Origin of the sequence: Clostridium homopropionicum DSM 5847, assembly GCF_001263795.1 — a bacterium.
GTDB classification, from domain to species: Bacteria; Bacillota; Clostridia; order Clostridiales; family Clostridiaceae; genus Clostridium_H; species Clostridium_H homopropionicum.
On the sequence record NZ_LHUR01000022.1, the window covers coordinates 164,867 to 182,733 of the forward strand.

At 31.0% G+C, this 17,867-nt stretch carries 20 protein-coding genes and 1 riboswitch; of the genes, 11 read left to right on the plus strand and 9 right to left on the minus strand.

Going from position 1 to position 17,867, the window contains the following annotated elements; translation table 11 throughout:
• Positions 1-32: 32 nt before the first annotated feature.
• The 3 genes from CLHOM_RS08835 to CLHOM_RS08850 all read right to left on the minus strand — a co-directional run bounded on the left by CLHOM_RS08835 (position 33) and on the right by CLHOM_RS08850 (position 3,974).
• A complete protein-coding gene (locus CLHOM_RS08835; protein WP_052221336.1) occupies positions 33-1,139 on the minus strand; it encodes an iron-containing alcohol dehydrogenase family protein in 1,107 nt (368 codons plus the stop codon).
• Between the two features lie 910 nt (positions 1,140-2,049).
• Positions 2,050-2,541: a DsrE/DsrF/DrsH-like family protein gene (locus CLHOM_RS08845; RefSeq protein ID WP_052221338.1), complete on the minus strand. Its 492-nt coding sequence runs from the start codon at positions 2,539-2,541 to the stop codon at positions 2,050-2,052.
• Positions 2,542-2,609: 68 nt separating this feature from the next.
• Complete coding sequence (locus CLHOM_RS08850; protein ID WP_242846754.1) at positions 2,610-3,974, minus strand: hypothetical protein; 1,365 nt, start codon at positions 3,972-3,974, stop codon at positions 2,610-2,612.
• 152 nt (positions 3,975-4,126) lie between these two features.
• Here CLHOM_RS08850 and CLHOM_RS08855 point away from each other — a divergent pair, with 152 nt between their 5' ends.
• Entirely contained in the window at positions 4,127-5,008 is an 882-nt protein-coding gene (locus CLHOM_RS08855) for a YitT family protein (RefSeq protein ID WP_052221339.1), read from the plus strand.
• A gap of 104 nt (positions 5,009-5,112) precedes the next feature.
• Here the strand turns inward: CLHOM_RS08855 and metA are convergent, their stop codons facing one another.
• Positions 5,113-6,012 (minus strand): homoserine O-acetyltransferase MetA, encoded by a 900-nt coding sequence (gene metA, locus CLHOM_RS08860; protein WP_052221340.1) that lies wholly within the window; start codon positions 6,010-6,012, stop codon positions 5,113-5,115.
• A 107-nt stretch (positions 6,013-6,119) separates the two neighbouring features.
• A riboswitch (SAM riboswitch) is annotated at positions 6,120-6,229 on the minus strand.
• 170 nt (positions 6,230-6,399) lie between these two features.
• On the opposite strand from metA, the gene CLHOM_RS18865 reads away from it, so the two are divergent.
• From CLHOM_RS18865 to CLHOM_RS08900, 10 genes are all read left to right on the plus strand, one after another.
• Complete coding sequence (locus CLHOM_RS18865) at positions 6,400-6,504, plus strand: DUF6688 family protein (protein ID WP_341376971.1); 105 nt, start codon at positions 6,400-6,402, stop codon at positions 6,502-6,504.
• A gap of 296 nt (positions 6,505-6,800) precedes the next feature.
• Positions 6,801-7,325, plus strand: coding sequence for a hypothetical protein (locus CLHOM_RS18515; protein ID WP_052221341.1), 525 nt, complete (start codon positions 6,801-6,803; stop codon positions 7,323-7,325).
• Between the two features lie 96 nt (positions 7,326-7,421).
• Positions 7,422-7,898, plus strand: coding sequence for an NUDIX hydrolase (locus CLHOM_RS08870; protein ID WP_052221342.1), 477 nt, complete (start codon positions 7,422-7,424; stop codon positions 7,896-7,898).
• Positions 7,899-8,100: 202 nt separating this feature from the next.
• A complete protein-coding gene (locus CLHOM_RS08875; RefSeq protein WP_052221343.1) occupies positions 8,101-9,222 on the plus strand; it encodes a DUF362 domain-containing protein in 1,122 nt (373 codons plus the stop codon).
• Between the two features lie 358 nt (positions 9,223-9,580).
• Positions 9,581-10,012, plus strand: coding sequence for a hypothetical protein (locus CLHOM_RS08880; RefSeq protein ID WP_052221344.1), 432 nt, complete (start codon positions 9,581-9,583; stop codon positions 10,010-10,012).
• 357 nt (positions 10,013-10,369) lie between these two features.
• Complete coding sequence (locus CLHOM_RS08885; RefSeq protein WP_052221345.1) at positions 10,370-10,714, plus strand: hypothetical protein; 345 nt, start codon at positions 10,370-10,372, stop codon at positions 10,712-10,714.
• 88 nt (positions 10,715-10,802) lie between these two features.
• Positions 10,803-11,267, plus strand: a complete 465-nt coding sequence (locus CLHOM_RS08890) for a hypothetical protein (protein ID WP_052221346.1) — start codon at positions 10,803-10,805, stop codon at positions 11,265-11,267.
• A gap of 124 nt (positions 11,268-11,391) precedes the next feature.
• Positions 11,392-11,559: a hypothetical protein gene (locus tag CLHOM_RS18520; protein ID WP_175478642.1), complete on the plus strand. Its 168-nt coding sequence runs from the start codon at positions 11,392-11,394 to the stop codon at positions 11,557-11,559.
• 83 nt (positions 11,560-11,642) lie between these two features.
• Positions 11,643-12,137, plus strand: a complete 495-nt coding sequence (locus CLHOM_RS08895; protein ID WP_052221347.1) for a hypothetical protein — start codon at positions 11,643-11,645, stop codon at positions 12,135-12,137.
• Positions 12,127-12,438: a hypothetical protein gene (locus CLHOM_RS08900; protein ID WP_052221348.1), complete on the plus strand. Its 312-nt coding sequence runs from the start codon at positions 12,127-12,129 to the stop codon at positions 12,436-12,438. The genes CLHOM_RS08895 and CLHOM_RS08900 overlap by 11 nt, the downstream gene beginning before the upstream one ends.
• A gap of 476 nt (positions 12,439-12,914) precedes the next feature.
• Here CLHOM_RS08900 and CLHOM_RS08905 read toward each other — a convergent pair whose 3' ends face one another.
• The 5 genes from CLHOM_RS08905 to CLHOM_RS08925 form a co-directional block, all read right to left on the minus strand.
• Positions 12,915-13,163 carry a DUF4372 domain-containing protein gene (locus CLHOM_RS08905; RefSeq protein WP_052221349.1) on the minus strand — a complete coding sequence of 83 codons (249 nt, stop codon included), beginning with the start codon at positions 13,161-13,163 and terminating at the stop codon, positions 12,915-12,917.
• 312 nt (positions 13,164-13,475) lie between these two features.
• Complete coding sequence (locus CLHOM_RS08910) at positions 13,476-14,585, minus strand: iron-containing alcohol dehydrogenase family protein (protein ID WP_052221350.1); 1,110 nt, start codon at positions 14,583-14,585, stop codon at positions 13,476-13,478.
• Positions 14,586-14,742: 157 nt separating this feature from the next.
• Positions 14,743-15,534 (minus strand): HpcH/HpaI aldolase family protein, encoded by a 792-nt coding sequence (locus CLHOM_RS08915; RefSeq protein WP_052221351.1) that lies wholly within the window; start codon positions 15,532-15,534, stop codon positions 14,743-14,745.
• Positions 15,535-15,588: 54 nt separating this feature from the next.
• Positions 15,589-16,554, minus strand: coding sequence for a hydroxyacid dehydrogenase (locus tag CLHOM_RS08920; RefSeq protein ID WP_052221352.1), 966 nt, complete (start codon positions 16,552-16,554; stop codon positions 15,589-15,591).
• Positions 16,555-16,574: 20 nt separating this feature from the next.
• Positions 16,575-17,855: an SLC13 family permease gene (locus CLHOM_RS08925; RefSeq protein WP_052221353.1), complete on the minus strand. Its 1,281-nt coding sequence runs from the start codon at positions 17,853-17,855 to the stop codon at positions 16,575-16,577.
• Between the last annotated feature and the right edge of the window lie 12 nt (positions 17,856-17,867).

Below are 17,867 nucleotides of genomic sequence, written 5' to 3' on the forward strand. Positions count from 1 at the left end.
TATTTAATACACTGTTAGTATTAGAGTAAAGCTTATTTATTATTCAATAAACTCTTCTTATACATATTGAGAATGTCTTCCTCTGTTACATCAAAAGGATGATTTTTTAATTTATCTTTATTACTGATCATTGCTTTTGAATACTCAATTATCTGTTCTTCAGTTACAGAAGTCTCTTTACCAATTAACTCTTCTATATATTTTCCAAATTCATCAATGTTATTGAATTTTAGAATAGAAAGTATCTTTTGTTGCTTGTCCATAATTGAGCACAGTTCTAGATATGCTTTTAAAATTAATCCATTTGCTCTTCCATGAGGAATACCGTTAAAATATGTTAATGGATATCCCATTCCATGAGGCAAAGAAGTTCCCGCTTGAGCAATTACAACTCCAGCTATAGTTGAAGCTAGCAATAATTTTTCTCTTATTTCTGGATTAAAGCTTCTATTTTTTAATGCCTCAAAACATTCGCTAAAAAGAACAAAGCCTTTTTCTGCAAAGGTATCACTTAAAATGTTTGCATTAGCTGATAGATAACCTTCAATTAAATGTGATAAAGCATCCACTGCAGTATTTATAGTTACATTATCAGGTGTGCTGTTTAAGTATTTAGCATCTAAGAGAGCTATCTCTGGGAAAACTTGTTGTCCAAAATTTCTCTTTGTTTTTAATTTATGATCTGTAAAAATTGCATATGGAGTTACTTCTGTTCCTGTTCCAGCAGTAGTAGGAACTGCAACAATTGGAAGTGATAAAAATTTTGTTTTAGAAAATAAATCTTCTACTGAACAGTCTTTATTTTTCACCAAAACTCCAATAGCCTTAGATGAATCAATAGGAGAACCTCCCCCTATTCCAATTATAAAGTCTACCCCTTCTTTTCTTCCTATTGTACTTGCCTTTTCAACAGTTTCTAAAGATGGATTTTCTTCTACTTCATCAAAAATACAATAGCTTATATTGTGCTTATTTAAAGCTTTAGTTACATCCTCTAAAGATCCATTTTTCTTTGAAGAACTTTTCCCAGTTATTATAAAAGCCTTAGTACCAAGCTTAGTAAAAAGTTCCGACCTATTTATTACCACATTCTCACCAAGCAATACCTTAGTTGGCATATAATATTGAAATTCTGACATCGTATCCTCTCCTCCCCATTTGTTCTAATATAACAATTATACCAAATTACATATATGCTTGTTGACCAAATTTTCGTATTATTTTTGTCTAATAGAAACATACTTTCCTAAGAGTTATGAATAAAATAACCTATTAGAAAAATCATATTATTAGTAAAATTCTTTATTATATCAACTTTATTTTATATTTAGATCTTAGGAGTTGAGCTTACCTATGTTAAAAAGCTTTAAAATAAAAAATCCTCAAAGGGCTATATTTTTTGCTTCTATGGCAGCCATATATTTTTTATTTATCTTTTTTGATCTCTATTATTTCAATACTGGGAATTCATACTCCATTACCTTAAAGTATTCCAGTATAATTGTTTTTTTTATTCTTTCTCTAAGTATAGGTGAGAATGGTATAAGTAAAAAAGATACCTTACTTCTTCAACTGGCTCTTTTCTTTACTCTTTGTGCTGACACCTGTCTATTGATTTTAAATAATTTTTTTATTGGGGTCTCTTTCTTTTGCATAGTTCAATTTTTATATATTCTAAGACACTCCAAAAGCTTAAACATAAGCAAAGTGCTTATTTCACTATGCTTAATTATATTTCTTCCTATATGTACCATTAAATTATTTCCATTATATATTGATATAAGACTTCTTACTATTTCAACTATATACCTTATATTGCTCGTAAACAGTTTGCTTGTGGCAGTTAACTTTAATCAAATTGTAGCTCTTGCTATGACTTTATTTTTCTTCTGTGATATTAATGTAGGTATATCCCATATACTTTCCATTTATCCAGTGTATTTATGGAATATACCCTTAAGCTTTTTAACTAGCTTTCTAGTATGGATTTTTTATTTTCCTTCCCAGCTTTTACTTGCATTGAGTGGTTTTAAAAAGTATTTCCATTGATTATACAAAAAGCTGCATATCTGATTGCAATGCGTCCTTTAGATATTCTGTTGCAGTAATAATTTCAAGCTCAGGTATGAATTCTTCTTTTTTAAAGCCCATAACCTCTACGGACATTTTGCAGCCGTAAAATTTAACTCCTTTTTTTATAGCTCCCTTTAAAAAGTCTATTAAACTCGGCGCATCAGCGTCCTTCATCATCTCTTGAAGCATAGCCTTCCCAACCCCTGCCATATTCATTTTGGATAATGGCAATTCTTCAGGTCCTTTAGGTGTCACCATATCAAACATCTTTTCATAGGCTGTTTTATCTTCAAGGCTCATTTTTTCAGGATCTCTCACTAAGAACAAGCCCCAAAATGCACAAAATATAGTTACCTCTACCCCCATCTCCTTAGCTGCATTTGCTATGGTCAAAGCAGCAAGAGCTTTATCATATTCTCCACTGAAAAGAAGTAAATTTATTTTTTTATTTTTATAATTGTTTTCCACCAAACTTTACCTCCTAAAAATAATTATTATAGCTTTAGTGTAGGTAAAAAAATGATTACTATTCATGCCTAAATTATTAAAAATCCTAAAATAAATGTGGCAAACACTCCCACAGCCACAGGTATTAGATTCCTTCTAGCAATTTCAAAAGAATCTACCTGACAAATAGCTGCAACAGGAGCAACACTCCAAGGAATTACGGTTCCTCCTCCTATCCATATGGTAATTATCTGGCCAAAGGCCGCTAACTTTTCTACGCTTAAGTGTGCTGAATTACCAAAGGTATTTGCTAAAGTTCCTACAAGAGGAAGCCCACCAAAACCTGAACCGCTAATGCCAAGCATTGTACTAATAATCCCCTGAATTGTTACTACTGCAAATTTTGATATAGGTATTTTGTTTGATACATATAATACAATATCTGTAAGAATTCCTGTGGCATTTTCTCCTAATATCTCCTTTGCTGTAGCTTCACTTCCCAAAAAGAAAAATGCTCCTATTAGGATTATTGGTGCAAATACCTTTATACCAAATACAAAACCTTCTTTTACTAGATTAGCCATGTAGCTTAAAGCTTCAAGGAATGTGTTTTTAGCTAAAGAAGCTATTAATAAAATTAAAATAGCTGTTCCTCCAATTAAAGATGTGGCATCGTCTCCCTTTAGTTTAAATAAAAACATACCCAATATATCTGTAATAAAAAGTATTATTACCAATTTAGACACAATTTTTGCTTTCGAATTAAACACTGTGTTTCGTGTTTCAGCAATTTCTTTATAACTATTATCCATGATTTCTTTTCTATATTTTTTCATTAGAATAAAAGCTGTTACAATAGCAGAAAAACACATAGTTCCCCAAAATGGCAGACTTGCTTTTACTATTGTAAGAGTATCTTCTACTCCTGCTGTCTTAGCGGTTATTGATGGAGATCCTTGAATTACAAAATCACTGGATAAGGCTGCACCTTTACCAAATAGGCATAGTACAGAGGCAATCCATATTCTTGGAAGCCCAGCCCTGATAGCTGCTGGTACCATTATGCTGCCCATAAATACTACAGCAGGCGTTGGCCATAGAAACCAAGAGGTTATTGTCATAGTTATGCCTAAAATAAAAAAAGCTAAGGTCTTGCTTTTAATTAATTTTGTTATTGGAGCAATCATAATTTCGTCTACCCCAATATCACTAAGAGATTTTGACATAGCGTTTATAAGTGAAATTATAATAATTGTATCTATAAACTCTTTTCCCGAAACAGTTATTCCCTTGTAAATTACTATAAGAGACTTAATTGGATTTAAAGTAATTATAAACCCAATAATACCCAAACCTAAAATGCATAGTATTGTAATATCTTGTTTCATGCTAATAGCAATAATAATAAGTATGATTATAAACAAATACATATAGTGTACTAGCGTTAATTCCAAAATAATTATATTCTCCTTGTGGTTTATATCATTTAACTTCACCTATTATGCTTTGTAGATTAGAAATAGTTTATTCAATGGGAATTTATATTTTTTATTGTTATATATTTATTATTGGGCATAATAAATTTAGTTTCACTTGGAGGATTACCATGGAAAAGAAAATATTAAATATGTCTAAAAGTGAATTTGTAAAAAAAACAATAATGATAATAGTAGGCAGTTTTGTAAACGCACTGGGGGTAAATTTGTTTATAATTCCTAGTAAGCTATTAAATGGCGGTTTGTCTGGAATAAGCTTAATAATTCATTATTTATTTAATTTGCCTGTGGGCTTGGTCCTCTTAGTTCTAAACATACCCTTGTTTATACTGAGCGTCTTAAAAACAGACAAAAAGTTTACAACCTTCTCCGTTATAGGTACTGTAGCTCTTTCCTTGGGACTTATAATTCTAGAACCCTTATCAAAGATTTTTCATTTCTCAAACGATGCTAGCAGGCTTTTATATTGCATATACGGCGGGATTATAAGCGGTTTAGGTCTTGGAATTGTTTTTTCTAATAATGGATCTACAGGCGGGATTGATATTATTAGTGTTATTGCTAAGAGAAAATATAATATAGACATAGGCTTTGCTAGCTTTATAATAAATTTTATTATTGCAACAGCAGGCTCAATATCCTTTGGTATTGAAGTAGGATTATATACCTTTATTGTTATGTATGTATCCTCCTATTTTACAGATAAGGTTTTGAAGGGCTTTAGTACTCAGAAAATGCTGATTATTGTATCGAAGAAAGAAAAAGAAGTTTCCGAAGCTATTATGAAAAAGATAAATAGAGGAACCACTATACTTTATGGTGAAGGGGCATACAGTCGAGAAAAGATAAATATCATATATTGCATTGCCTCACCAAGGCAATTGCCTAGAATCAAACAATTAGTTCACCAAATTGACGAAAGTGCATTTATATCTATTACAGATACCTCTGAAGTACAAGGAAAAGGATTTGTGGATATTATTGGACAATAAAAGAAAAATGCGACGCATTTTTCTTAAGTAACCAGTAACCAGTTGCCAGTAGGATTAACAAAACTGGTTACTGGTTACTAAGAATTTTACGTCGTAAAATTCTTTTAATATGGTGTTTCTTGGTACACATAATAATTTAGCCAATTAGAAAAAAGTAAATTAGCATGTGCTTTCCATCTAACAATAGGTTCTTTATTGGGATCATCATCTAAGAAATAGTGTCTAGGTACTTTTATATCTAGTCCTTTTGCAATATCTCTATCATATTCAGATTTTAAAGTTAGAGGATCATACTCAGAATGTCCTGTTACAAATATCTGTTTTCCATCATTTGTGGCAACTATATAGACTCCTGATTCCTCTGACTCAGATAATACCTCTAGTCCTTTAACCTTTTCAATATCGCTTTTTAAAACCTCTGTATGACGTGAATGTGGAACATAAAATTCACTATCGAAACCTCTTAATAGCTTTATCTTGCTATCAGAAATTGTATGCTTGAATACTCCAAACATCTTTTCAGGAAGTATATACTTAGGCACTCCATAATGATAATATAAGCCTGCCTGTGCCCCCCAACATATGTGAAGCGTAGAGGTTACATTAGTAACTGAAAATTCCATGATTTCCTTTAAAGCATCCCAGTAATCAACTTCTTCAAAATCCAGCTGTTCAATTGGAGCACCGGTTATTATCATTCCATCAAATTTTTGATCCTTTATATCTTTAAAAGTGTTATAAAAACTCTCCAAGTGCTCTTCGGATATATTTTTAGACTTATGTTCCTCAATATGAAGAAGCTTTATATCCACCTGCAAAGGGCTATTACCAAGTAATCTTATAATTTGAGTTTCTGTTTGTATTTTAGTTGGCATTAAGTTTACTATTACAATTCTTAATGCTCTAATATCTTGATGTATAGCTCTTTCTTCATTCATTACAAAAACATTCTCATCTGAAAGAATTTTTGCCGCTGGAAGATTTTCCGGTATTATAATTGGCATTTTAAAATCTCCTTTCCCCAAATATTAAATAATAAAAAACTACTTCCTTAATAAACAAGAAGTAGCTTAATTCAAATTAATCTATCAATAAATAATAGACAATTCACTTCTTATCTTTCAGGATATTTCCTGCTGGAATTAGCACATTTTCAGTTAATAATAAACTGACTGTTGCCGGGTTTCATGGGGCCAGTCCCTCAACCACTCTTGATAAGATGGATCTTTATTAAATTTTAAGATAATTTTACTCGTCAGTTTATACTATGTCAAGATTTTTTTTATTATGCATTTTCGTTGAGCAATTATGCAGTATAATGAATTATTTTCAATTATGTGATATAATTACCATAAATTAAAATGAAATTCCAGTTCAAGGAGAGATTTCTTATGAAGCCGTTAGAATGGTTTTTCCTTTTTATATTATATATAGTAGATCATAATCCTGAAAATAGAATTAATATACAGTATAGTGAATTAAGAAAAAGGAGGTAAAAATAAGATAGTATTATGAAAGTAAAATCATGTTCAAGATAATTACCTTCATTATATTTTTCACTGGCAGTTTTTACATTTTACTGTGGAACTAAATTTATGTGGAATATATTCTTATATCTAGTGAATTTTCTAAATGTAAATGGTACGAATTTCATATCAGTATTTCCATTGGTACTTGGATATTCAATTATTACAAGTTTTTATAAAACAAGAGAGATTAATGATTATTCATAATACTCTTATATTCACACGAATATTATAAATGCAAATTAACATTAAAAAGGGGGCAAAAAATGCTAATGCATAAGGGAACTCTGCCACTAGAAACTGAAAGGCTTATATTACGCAGATTTAAGCCAAGGGATGCAGAATATATGTTTAAAAGAAAAATTAAAAGATCAATAATAGTTATTTTATGTTTATTTTTAATATTGATATTAGGTGCTTGTTCTTCGGACTATAACAAGGTTATAGAGACTAATTGGGAAATTCCTCTTCCTAAAAGTTATGAAGAGTTGTATTCAATTGATAGTGGAGCCAGTTTTCATGGGGATGGGTATAGATATCATGTCTTTAGTTATAAAGAAGAACTCAAACAAAATGAAATTGCAAAATTTAGTTCAGAAAAAAATGTTAATGTGGAAAAAGAAGTAGAGAATATTTTAATTTCACTGAAAGTATCTAAAGAAAGCAGACCTGATTTTTCAGAAGAATATTATTGGTATAAAAAAAATGATAATAATGATTTACGTAATAATTTGTACTTAATTTATTTTATTCAGGATAAAATGCTTCATATAATAGAAGAGTTTTATTAAAATAAATTTCTATATTTAATTTCGGCACATTATTCCTATATTATTACTCGAAATCAAAATATTACAAAAATTTAAATATTGGACAGGAGGATATCTGTGGAAGAGCAAGATTTAACCTTTAAAACTAATCGAGGAATATTTAATTATAGGGTTGGAGCAATTATTATAAGAGATAAAAAAGTACTTATGATTAAAAATGATAGTGCACCTTATTATTATTCAGTTGGCGGAAGAGTAAAGTTAAATGAAACATCAGAGGAAGCCGTTGTTCGTGAGACTCTTGAGGAAACAGGCATAAATTTTGAAATTGATAAATTAGCCTTTATTCATGAACACTTTTTTTATGAAGAAATAACAAGGGAACATTATCATGAAATTGCCTTTTTCTATTTAATGAAAGAGAACAATAACATGAATTTTGTATGTAAAAGCTTTGGAGAGCAAGGTGCAAAAGAACATTTACACTGGTTGCCTATTGATAATTTAGAACAATACCACTTGTTTCCTGAGTTTTTCAAAACTAAATTATTAAATAGCATAACTTGTTTTGAACACATTATTTCAAAGGAATAAAACTATATGTTTAAGCATAAACTTAGTTCTCTATTTTCTTATGTTGTGTCACAACAGTATTTTAGGGTGAAGTAAAAATTATTTGTATAACATACAGATAAATAGTAAATTTATATGTTTTATATTAAAAGAAATAGGAAGAATGGGAGGGAAACTTTAGTGAGCTATATAGTTACAATGATGTTGCTTACTATAGATAATTATGAGTAAAAATAAGATTGCTTTATATCATTGCAATAGTGATAAAGAAATATCAAATAAAATTAGATTGATAATTGAGGCGCTGGGGACAAAAAGGTTTGAAGAGTTGTTTAAAAATAAAAAGGTACTTCTAAAACCTAATATGTGTATTGATCATATACCTGAAAAGGGTGCAACAACATATCCAACCATAATGGATGCACTAATAACTATTGTAAAAGAATTTGGCGGAGAAGTTATTGTTGGAGATGCTCCAGCAATTGGAGTTAAAGGGAATGTTTTTGAGAAAGCTGGCTTATATGAAGTGTGTAAAAAGCATGGCGTAAAATTAATTGACTTTAATCGTGATGTAGGAAAAGTTGTTGTGATAGAAAATGCTATTGCACTAAAGGAAGTATTAATAGCAAAAACCTATTTTGAAGTAGATACTATAGTAAATATTCCTGTCTTTAAATCTAATTCATTATATTGGATTTCAGGAGCTTTAAAAAACATGAAAGGTCTTATTGTTGGAATGGACAAGCATAAACCACATTACCTTGGTGTTCCAGAATGTGTAGCTGATCTTAATGGAGTATTGGAACAAGATTTTATATTAATGGATGGGTATATTGGAATGATGGGGGATGGTCCTACAGCTGGTAAACCTGCTAATGCAAGATTATTAATTGGTGGGTTTGACCCTGTGTCAATTGATAGTTTAGCTGCAAGATTAATGGGATTTCCAGTAGAAAAAATTCCTATGATCAAGTGGGCTGAAAATGCCGGTATAGGGAACAGTGATTATGAAATAATTGGGGATTCATTAAATTCATTTCATCTAAAATTTGATAAACCAGCAATAGCTAAAAATAGACTTAAAGCAGCACTTATAAATTATGGAGGAAAATATTTTTTTAGAGAGGCGCAGAATAAATCAAAAATGGATATTGATGAAAATAAATGTATAATGTGTGGAAGGTGTAGAGATATGTGTCCTTTTAATGCAATAAGCATAGAAGATAAAAAAATCACTATAGATCAATCAAAATGTGATTTTTGTTTATGTTGTACAGAAGTATGTAAGAGTGAAGCTATTAAACTAAAAGGCATGTTATCTCGAAAGGATGCATTTTTGCGATGATTAAATAAGAAGTTATAGAGATAGTTAATTGTAAAAATAATAAATACGTTTACAACTATATTATGAAATGAAATAAAATAACAAACAAAGGATTAGTAGAAACGTCACATAACAAAGAATTGCAATTTGTGCTGGCAGGGGTCGAGCTCTGGGGTAACCCAGCACACATTTCAAAAACTAAGCCAGGTTTGGCTAAGTTTTTGAAACGTCTGCAATTCGAAACGTTATCTGAAAAGCCATGTTTTATTAAGATATGTTTCCGTTACATAAATAGAAATATGGGTCGGATTGATGGAACAATGTTGCTTGTAAAAAATGAAATACAATCCAGTAGATAGTAGCTTGTAGAGGAGATATTATGGTTGAAATATTATTATCATATGCTATTTTGTTATATGTGGGATTGGTGTCAGATGCAGAATATAAAGAAAATCTCAATGCACATTTCTTAAAACATCCTGATAATGCTTTACTATTAGAGTTGGAGTGGAGAACTTTAGATATACAAGGTACAATTAAAATTATTTTTGACTACTCTTTAGAAAATAATGTTGATTATGATATGTTTGGCTGTTTCTTAATTAGTAAGTTAGAAGAAGTTTATTATAAAGATAATATGGATATACGGTTCTTTGGCTCAAAAATGTACTCAATATGGAGTGTGTTGCCATCTGAAATTCAAAATAAAGAGCCATTTTGGACTTTGTGTTATGGCGATGATCCTTTGTCGTGGGGAGATGAAAGGCAAACAAGAGAACTTTATCAAAAGATGTTTCAGTATTATAAATAATGACAAATTCCAATTTGTAGAGTTGGAATAATATAATTTAAGATTGAGTTATATCGGAACTTTCTTTTATTGAGTCGCAACAGTAAAATACAATGAATTAAAGCGTTAAAGTATTCAGTAGGAAGATGTTATGAAATTAGTATCTGAAAAATGTTGGTCAATAGTTTCTAAAGATGATAGTTTTCTGTATTATGAGATTACTGATAGAGGTGAAGAAATAGGTTATTTCAGTTATTCATTTGATAATATAAGGATACTTATTCTAAGGGGAAATTTGGTCTAGGGTACAGAAATATATTAAAATATTTTAATGATCATCCGGAACTAGGAAGTTATGCAACATTGGAGGATGGTTCAATGGGTAAGTATGACAGTATATACAGTATCGCATATGACAAGGATTTTCTTTGGTGTGTATATCCTGTTTCAAATATGATAAAAAAATTTTCGCTAAATAATTTTGGAGAGGAAATATCAATAGGTGAACGAATAAACGGAATTTTTAATTATCCTGTATCTGCAATAGTATATGATAATAAATTATATGTATGCGACATGGGGAATTATAGAATTTGTACTGTAGATTTAGCCATAAACGAGGTAAAAGAGTATCTTAAATTTAATGAGCCTACATGGAAATATTTTAAGATTAACGGAAAAGAAATTGTTAGGCTACAATCAGGAATTTATATTTTAGAATAAGTTATTTCTATTTTAACTATAATGCAATATTCTTATGTTGTGTCTTTATAGTATTTCATATGGCGAAATATTGAATGGGGGGATTTTATTGAAAAAAAAGCAAATAGCTATTATAACTCTTTTTACAATAATAATTACATATCTTGCTGTATATTTTCAGTGGGCAGAATTTTATGAAGGTTACGGTTATTCTGAAAGCAATTTTTCATTCTCAATTATATTTTTATTTGTGTGGGGAACATTTAGTTATTATTGGGGAAAAACTCAAGAAAAAAAGTATCTAAGATTTATTATTGTATATTGGGGAATTGGTATCATTGCTTCTATACTTATTTGGATTTTCGCTAATAATCAATTGATACAATCATTTTTATTTCCGTTTTATATATGGTACGGTATACCATTATACGGATTTAGATATATACCTTTTTTGTTATGCAGATTAAGTATAGATATACCAAGTTTAATATTAATAACTTCACCATTAGGAATATTGTGTTCTTTACTAGGATATTGGCTTGGATGTCAGCTATCAAAGTTGATAAAATCGTAATCTTCTTTTATTCTGTACAACAGTAATTACCGTTTAGCAACTATTAGAATATGGAAGATATTCAATGAATTCAAAACAGTAAACTATCACGATTCAACCATTAATAGAGAAAGGCGGATTTTTAATGAGATATAATTTTCTTACTAGTATTGTTACCCTTATAAATCTAATAATTATTTTAGCTTCAGTTAGTATTGCCATTTATGGTTTTGTGTTATTTGTAAAGCTAGCTAAAAGAGGAATTAAGGCTCTTGATATTTACATAAATGAAAAGACTAATAATAAATTGTAGGGAAACATTTTTCTTTTATTGTATATACAAGAAAAATAGGACAAATTACATTATTACAAATCATTTGTATAGGAAGTGATAATATGAGTCAATGTTCTTTTATAGCCACAGATTATGAACTCTCTGAAATAGATAATTTAAAATTAAATTCAAAAGTTATCACTGTTGGAGATGCAATAAAGTTAGGTATAAAACCACATGAATTAATGCCTTGGGAAAAAATGAACCCAAACGACGAAGTATTAATTGTTAATGATGAATTTGATATGGGAGAATTAGTTATCAAAAAGGATTCAAGTTTTGAAAGAAATGTAAGCTGGTATACAAGTAAACCTTTTATTTATTCAATAGAATTTGCTTACACAGAATCAAGAGCAGAGCAGCTATTAGAATACCTAAAAGAAAATCTTCTAATGGGACATATTTTAGAATTATGGACTGTATGGCTTGATGAAAAGCAAAACATTAAACCAGATTTTTATAAATATGATGAACTCTCCATAGATTTGATAAAGAAAATCTATGATACTCGTAAGGTACACCATACAATTCGCAGTTGTACCATAATTGAAAGATGAATCTAGTACCGAAAAAGCCTCAGAAGTTTTAGAGTTTAATATTAATCCTAAAGATTATATTGAGTATAAGGCAATGAGAAGACTTCTAATGGGAAATTATTATTTTGCTATTAATCCAACCTCAAACAAAACTGATGGAATTATAGAATATGCAGCATATATTACAATTTCAAAGGATTTTAATACTGCTTATGGTTATACGCAAAACTTGATAAAAAACTATGGACAAGGTGCATATTTTAAATCCAGTAAGGATTTAAAAACACCACAAAATAAGAATTCAGCTATGATAAAGCTGTAATTGAACCATTATTTAGATGATTGAAGGTGTAATCAACATGCAATTGTGGTTTATATTTTACTCTATTTTCGCAATTGTTATAATTTGTATAATTTTAATATTACTCGCTTTAAAAAAGTTTACAAAGGCTTTTAAAAAATTATTAATTATTCTTACACTGATAACCTTTCTTCTACTATGCTATTTCACAAATCATAACTTTAATATTTTTATAAAAAGTAAGCTTTCTTCACAAAAGTGCCAATTGCTATAAAAAATATGCTTAGGTCACCGATTGTAATGCTAATTTTAAGTTTTATAATACTCGTACCTATATTTTTTTAAATTATTAACACTAAAGTATATTATCCATATTTTTCAATATTAAGTTGATGACATTGGCCTAACGGCTCCAAATTTTTTTGAGCCTTTTGAGCTAAATAATAAAACAAATCTTCAAAAACTCTATAATCTCTTGTGGCATTTTTCCTTGAAAATTATGATACACTTGGAGCATTAATTAGTCTTTTTAATTTTAAATTAGACCAAGTCTCACTATCAAGCTCTCTAAGACTTTTACAACCTCGAATATTAAAGTATAACATTGAAAATAAATGTGATTTAGTATCGAAATGTTGAGTTCTATATTCTGTTGCATGCTTCTTAATGATATTATTAAGAAAGCTACCTTTAATTTCCTCTATTAATTTATGAAAAACTAGCTTATTATTTTTATTAAGAAACATTTAAAAACCTCCTTGTGAATGGTTGCTTGTCACTTCCATTTAAACACAAAGAGGTTTCCTTTTTCATTATTAAATTGCTACCAATTTTTTTGTGTCAACAAGAAAGTTTTACTTTGATTCAACGCTAGGGTGACTCTATTTTATATATGTTTATCTTGGATTTTTAATTTGTACTTACCCTGTATTCAGTAAACTGATGTAGTTAAGGCATAGTTGTAACTTAGAGAGGGCCATTAATTTATTTTGCCCAGATAAGCTAATCTCTTTAATATAAATCTTTATTATTTTATTATAGAATTCTGCAAGTCAATTTTACTTTATTCGTTCTAGAATTGACTCAACTAAACCCGAAGTTATTGGATAAATATTATTTGGAGCATTCCCAGCCTCTGTCGCTTTTTGAGCAACCTCAGCTATATCTAATTCTGGTATTCCGCACTCTGAAAGTGTTGCTCTTAATCCTATCGCCTTTTTTATTCTATTCAGCTCTTCACTTAGCCCTCTAGCATCATTAAGTCCCAATTGTTTTGCGAAATTATTTAACTCAGGTCGTACTTCTGCATTAATCATATACCATTCATCTGCGGTTAATGCACAAGCTTCGCCATGCGGTATGTTATATTTAGCAGTTATGTGATACGAGCATGCATGAGAACCTGTAGTTCCTGTTTGAGAAAAAGCCATTCCTGCCAAGAGACTGGCAACAGCCATTTTATTTCGTGCCTCCGTGTCATTTTCATTGTTTACTAAATGTTCAAGTGTTTCAAAAACAATCTTTGATGCATAAAGCGCTACCGCATCTGTAGATGGATTGGCCTTTTTACTTGACATTGCATCCAAGGCATGCATCAAAGCATCAATTCCACTTGAAGCTGTTACCTTTTTAGGGCAAGTGTATGTAAGCACTGGATCTACAATAGCAAGTTTTGGGAAAAATCCCGGATTCGCCAATGACTTTTTAACGCCGTTTTTCTTATCACTAACAATTGAAACTGCTGTAACTTCACTTCCTGTTCCTGCAGTTGTTGGTACTGCAATAATTGGAATAACATTCTCTATAGTTTTCCCTTCAAGAATTTCTCTTGTATTTTTTGCACATCCTACAACTACTGCTGCTAATTTTGCACAATCGATGGCACTTCCTCCGCCAACAGCTATAATACAATCTGCATTTTGTTCCTTAGCCTGTTCAGCTAAATTATCTACATTTTCTATACTTGGATTAGGTTCAACTTCTGAAACAATCCTTATTGTTTTAATTCCGATATCTTGTTGAATAGTTGTTGATATATCCATTATTGACTGAAAAGGATCAGAAAGAATAATTGGGTTGTGTAGATTTAAACGTTTAAGATGATTTTTAATTCTTCTAATCTCCCCTTCCCCAAAGATGATATCTGTCGGTTGATAAAAATTCCACATGATTATTTCCTCCAATATAGTTTTCAAACCTTTATTTATTTATTTGGAATAAGAAACCCCACTAAATACGAAAATGGGGTTTCTTAATAAAGTTGAATATTTCTAGCTCAGTTACTAATTTGGAATTCCAGGACATAAATGAAATAAACTCTTATATTTACTTCCCATCTGCAATATTTGTCTTGAAATGCTGAACTGCCTTTACAGCCTGATTTGCAAGTTCTGTAGCATCAGACATAAAATATATTACACTATACCCTTTTTCATAAAATTTCTTTGCTACTTCAACATTAGGTGCTATAGTTCCAAGAAATTTTCCTGAAGCTTTAGTAGCTGTCTCTATTTTTTTAATTGCTTCTTGAACCTCCGCTACTGCTGGATTAGCTAAATATCCCATTGCTGTAGAAAGATCTGATGGTCCTATAAATATACCATCCACTCCTGGTACAGAAACAATATCCTCAATATTTTCTACCCCTTCTGGAGTTTCAATTGCCACCATTACAATGGTATCTTGATTAGCTCTTGAATAATAATCCAGTTTATTCATACTAAAATTAACTGCTCTCTGGCTTCCTGCAATACCGCGAAAGCCTTCCGGAGCATATTTGCAAGATTTTACCGCATATTCAGCTTCCTCTTTTGTTGAAACATAAGGTACATGTACACCATAAGCTCCTGCATCTAAAACTTGTTTACTCCAAACCATATCATTCCATGGTAATCGTACAAAAGGCGCACAATCAGTACCTTTTGTAGCCTGTATAATAGAAACCAAAGAAGGAAGGTCTAATGGAGCATGTTCCATGTCAATAACCAAAATATCAAACCCAGCTTCTGCAAGTATTTCTGCACTTATATTACTTCCCATTTGCGCCCATGCAGCAGAAACAGGTTCTCTGCGACGTAATTTATTCATAATATTTGAATCAAAAAAAGATTTTGCCATATCAAAAACTCCCTTCAGTAAACAAAATTTAATATACCAACAACTTAGTTATTATTAAATATACTTGTGTGACACTACTGGATATTTCGGCTCACAATTATTAAGTACATTATCAATTGCCATTGATGCTTCTAGTCCCATTGAATCCATAGTTTCAAACGTAAGAGCGGCATTATGCGGAGAAACAATAATATTGTCTAATGAAAACAAAGGATTTTCCTTTGATGCCGGTTCTTTCTGGAACACATCACATGCAGCACCGGCAATTATCTTGTTGCTTAGTGCCCAATAAAGTGAACCTTCATCTACAATTGAACCTCTTGCACAATTTATGAAATATGCTGTATTTTTCATTTTTGAAAAGAATGCTTTGTTTACCATGTTTTTAGTCTCATTTGTTGCCGGCAAATGGGTAGAAATAAAATCAGCCTGAGATAAAATTTCATCCATACTTTTTACAGTAGAAACATATTCTGGAACTTTGTTTAAATCAAGATATGGATCATAAACAATAACTTTCATACTAAGTCCAAGTGCTGCTTTTTGTGCAACCAGTGAACCAATTCTTCCCATGCCTATAAGTCCAAGAACTTTTCCCGAAACATCTCTTCCTTTGTTTGCGTTTCTCGCTTCCCAATTACCCATACGTGTCAATTTATCCATTTGAACAAACTGACGAGCAGTTGCCATAATTAAACCAATGGTATGCTCCGCTACTGCATTCGAATTTGCCTCAGGTGCAATTGCTACCCATATGCCATTTTGCCTGCAATACTCTAAATCCAGATTATCTGTCCCAACACCAAAACGCCCAATAACTTTTAACTTTTTAGCAGCAGACAAAACTTCTTTGGGATAATCCGCCGTTCTAGCCAAAAGGCCATCTGCATTTGCAAGTAATTGTTTTAATGTATCATAATCTGTTAATCCAGTTCCTTCAATAATTTCATAACCTCTTTCACGCAAGTATTCCATACCTAGTTCGGTTATTGGCTGCGGAATTGCAATTTTATATGTCATAAAAATATATCCTCCTATTTTTACCAACCATATACAGCGGGTATAATTATTATAGCTGCGATTGTCATAATCAAAGTAATTGGTAAACCGACAATCACATAATGTTTATACTTGTATCCTCCTACTAAGGTTTGAGTTACACAAGGTGTTCCAACAGGTGTTGCCAATGCAAGCTGGCATGCAATAATAACAGCAATACCAAAAGTTGCAGGATTAGCATTAATTCCTGTAGCAATATTAATTGCAATAGGGATTAGCATAGAGGCGATCGCTGCATTAGACATAAAGTTAGTAAGAATTACTGTTATTACAATCAGCGCACTCAAAATAATAATAGGATTTGAATCTACGCCGAAGAAATTAATACATCCCTCTGCTATCATTTCTCCTGCTCCAGATGTAACCATGCCTTTTGCAAAAGCCTGTGATGCACCTAAAATGATAATTGTGTTCCAGTCTACACCTGCAAGTGCTTCTTTGAATCCGATACACCTTGTAACTATTAATGCTGTAGCTCCTAATAATGCAACTGTTGTTATATCCCATACGCCTGCAACAAAGCCAATAACGCATCCCAATGTTATAATAGTAGTTAGATAAGTTTTATATTTTGGAATTTCAGTATTATTTGACTTGTTTTCCTCTGAAGACACATCAATAACAGATACATCTTCAAAGTTAAGGCTTTTTTTCATGATTGAGTATCCAAAAGTAGCAAAATATATAATCATTATTAAACATAATGGTAAACCAGCTTTACCTAAATCAAAAAAGCCCATTGCCGGAATCCCAGCATTTTGAAATATACCTTGACCAATCATCTGAGGTGTGGAACCAGCAAGTGTACAAACACCACCTGCGGCAGCCGCCATACCTGCGGCCATAATTGTATTTTTGTTAGTAATAACTCCTTTAGATTTAATTGCTATAGCGCCAATAAGAGGAATTACCATAGCTACAACCGCTGAATTACTGCAAATTGCAGATAATATAAAAGCAAATGTTGTAACAATAACAATGAAAACTCTTTCATTTTGGGCTACCTTCGTTTTAAAAATCTTCTCACCCATAGCACTTGTAACTCCATTTTCAAATAAGGCATTACCAACTATCATCATCGCAGCAACAAATATCGTTGCTGAAGCTCCAAATGATGAGTAAATATCTTTAATAGGTATAACACCAGTTATTCCCATCGCTAAAGCTGCAAGCATCGCTGTCATAGACAAGGGGATTTTTTCAAGTGCAAAAGAGATAACAGACAGAAAAATAATAATAATTGTTAGAGTACTTTGCGCCATACTTGACCTCCT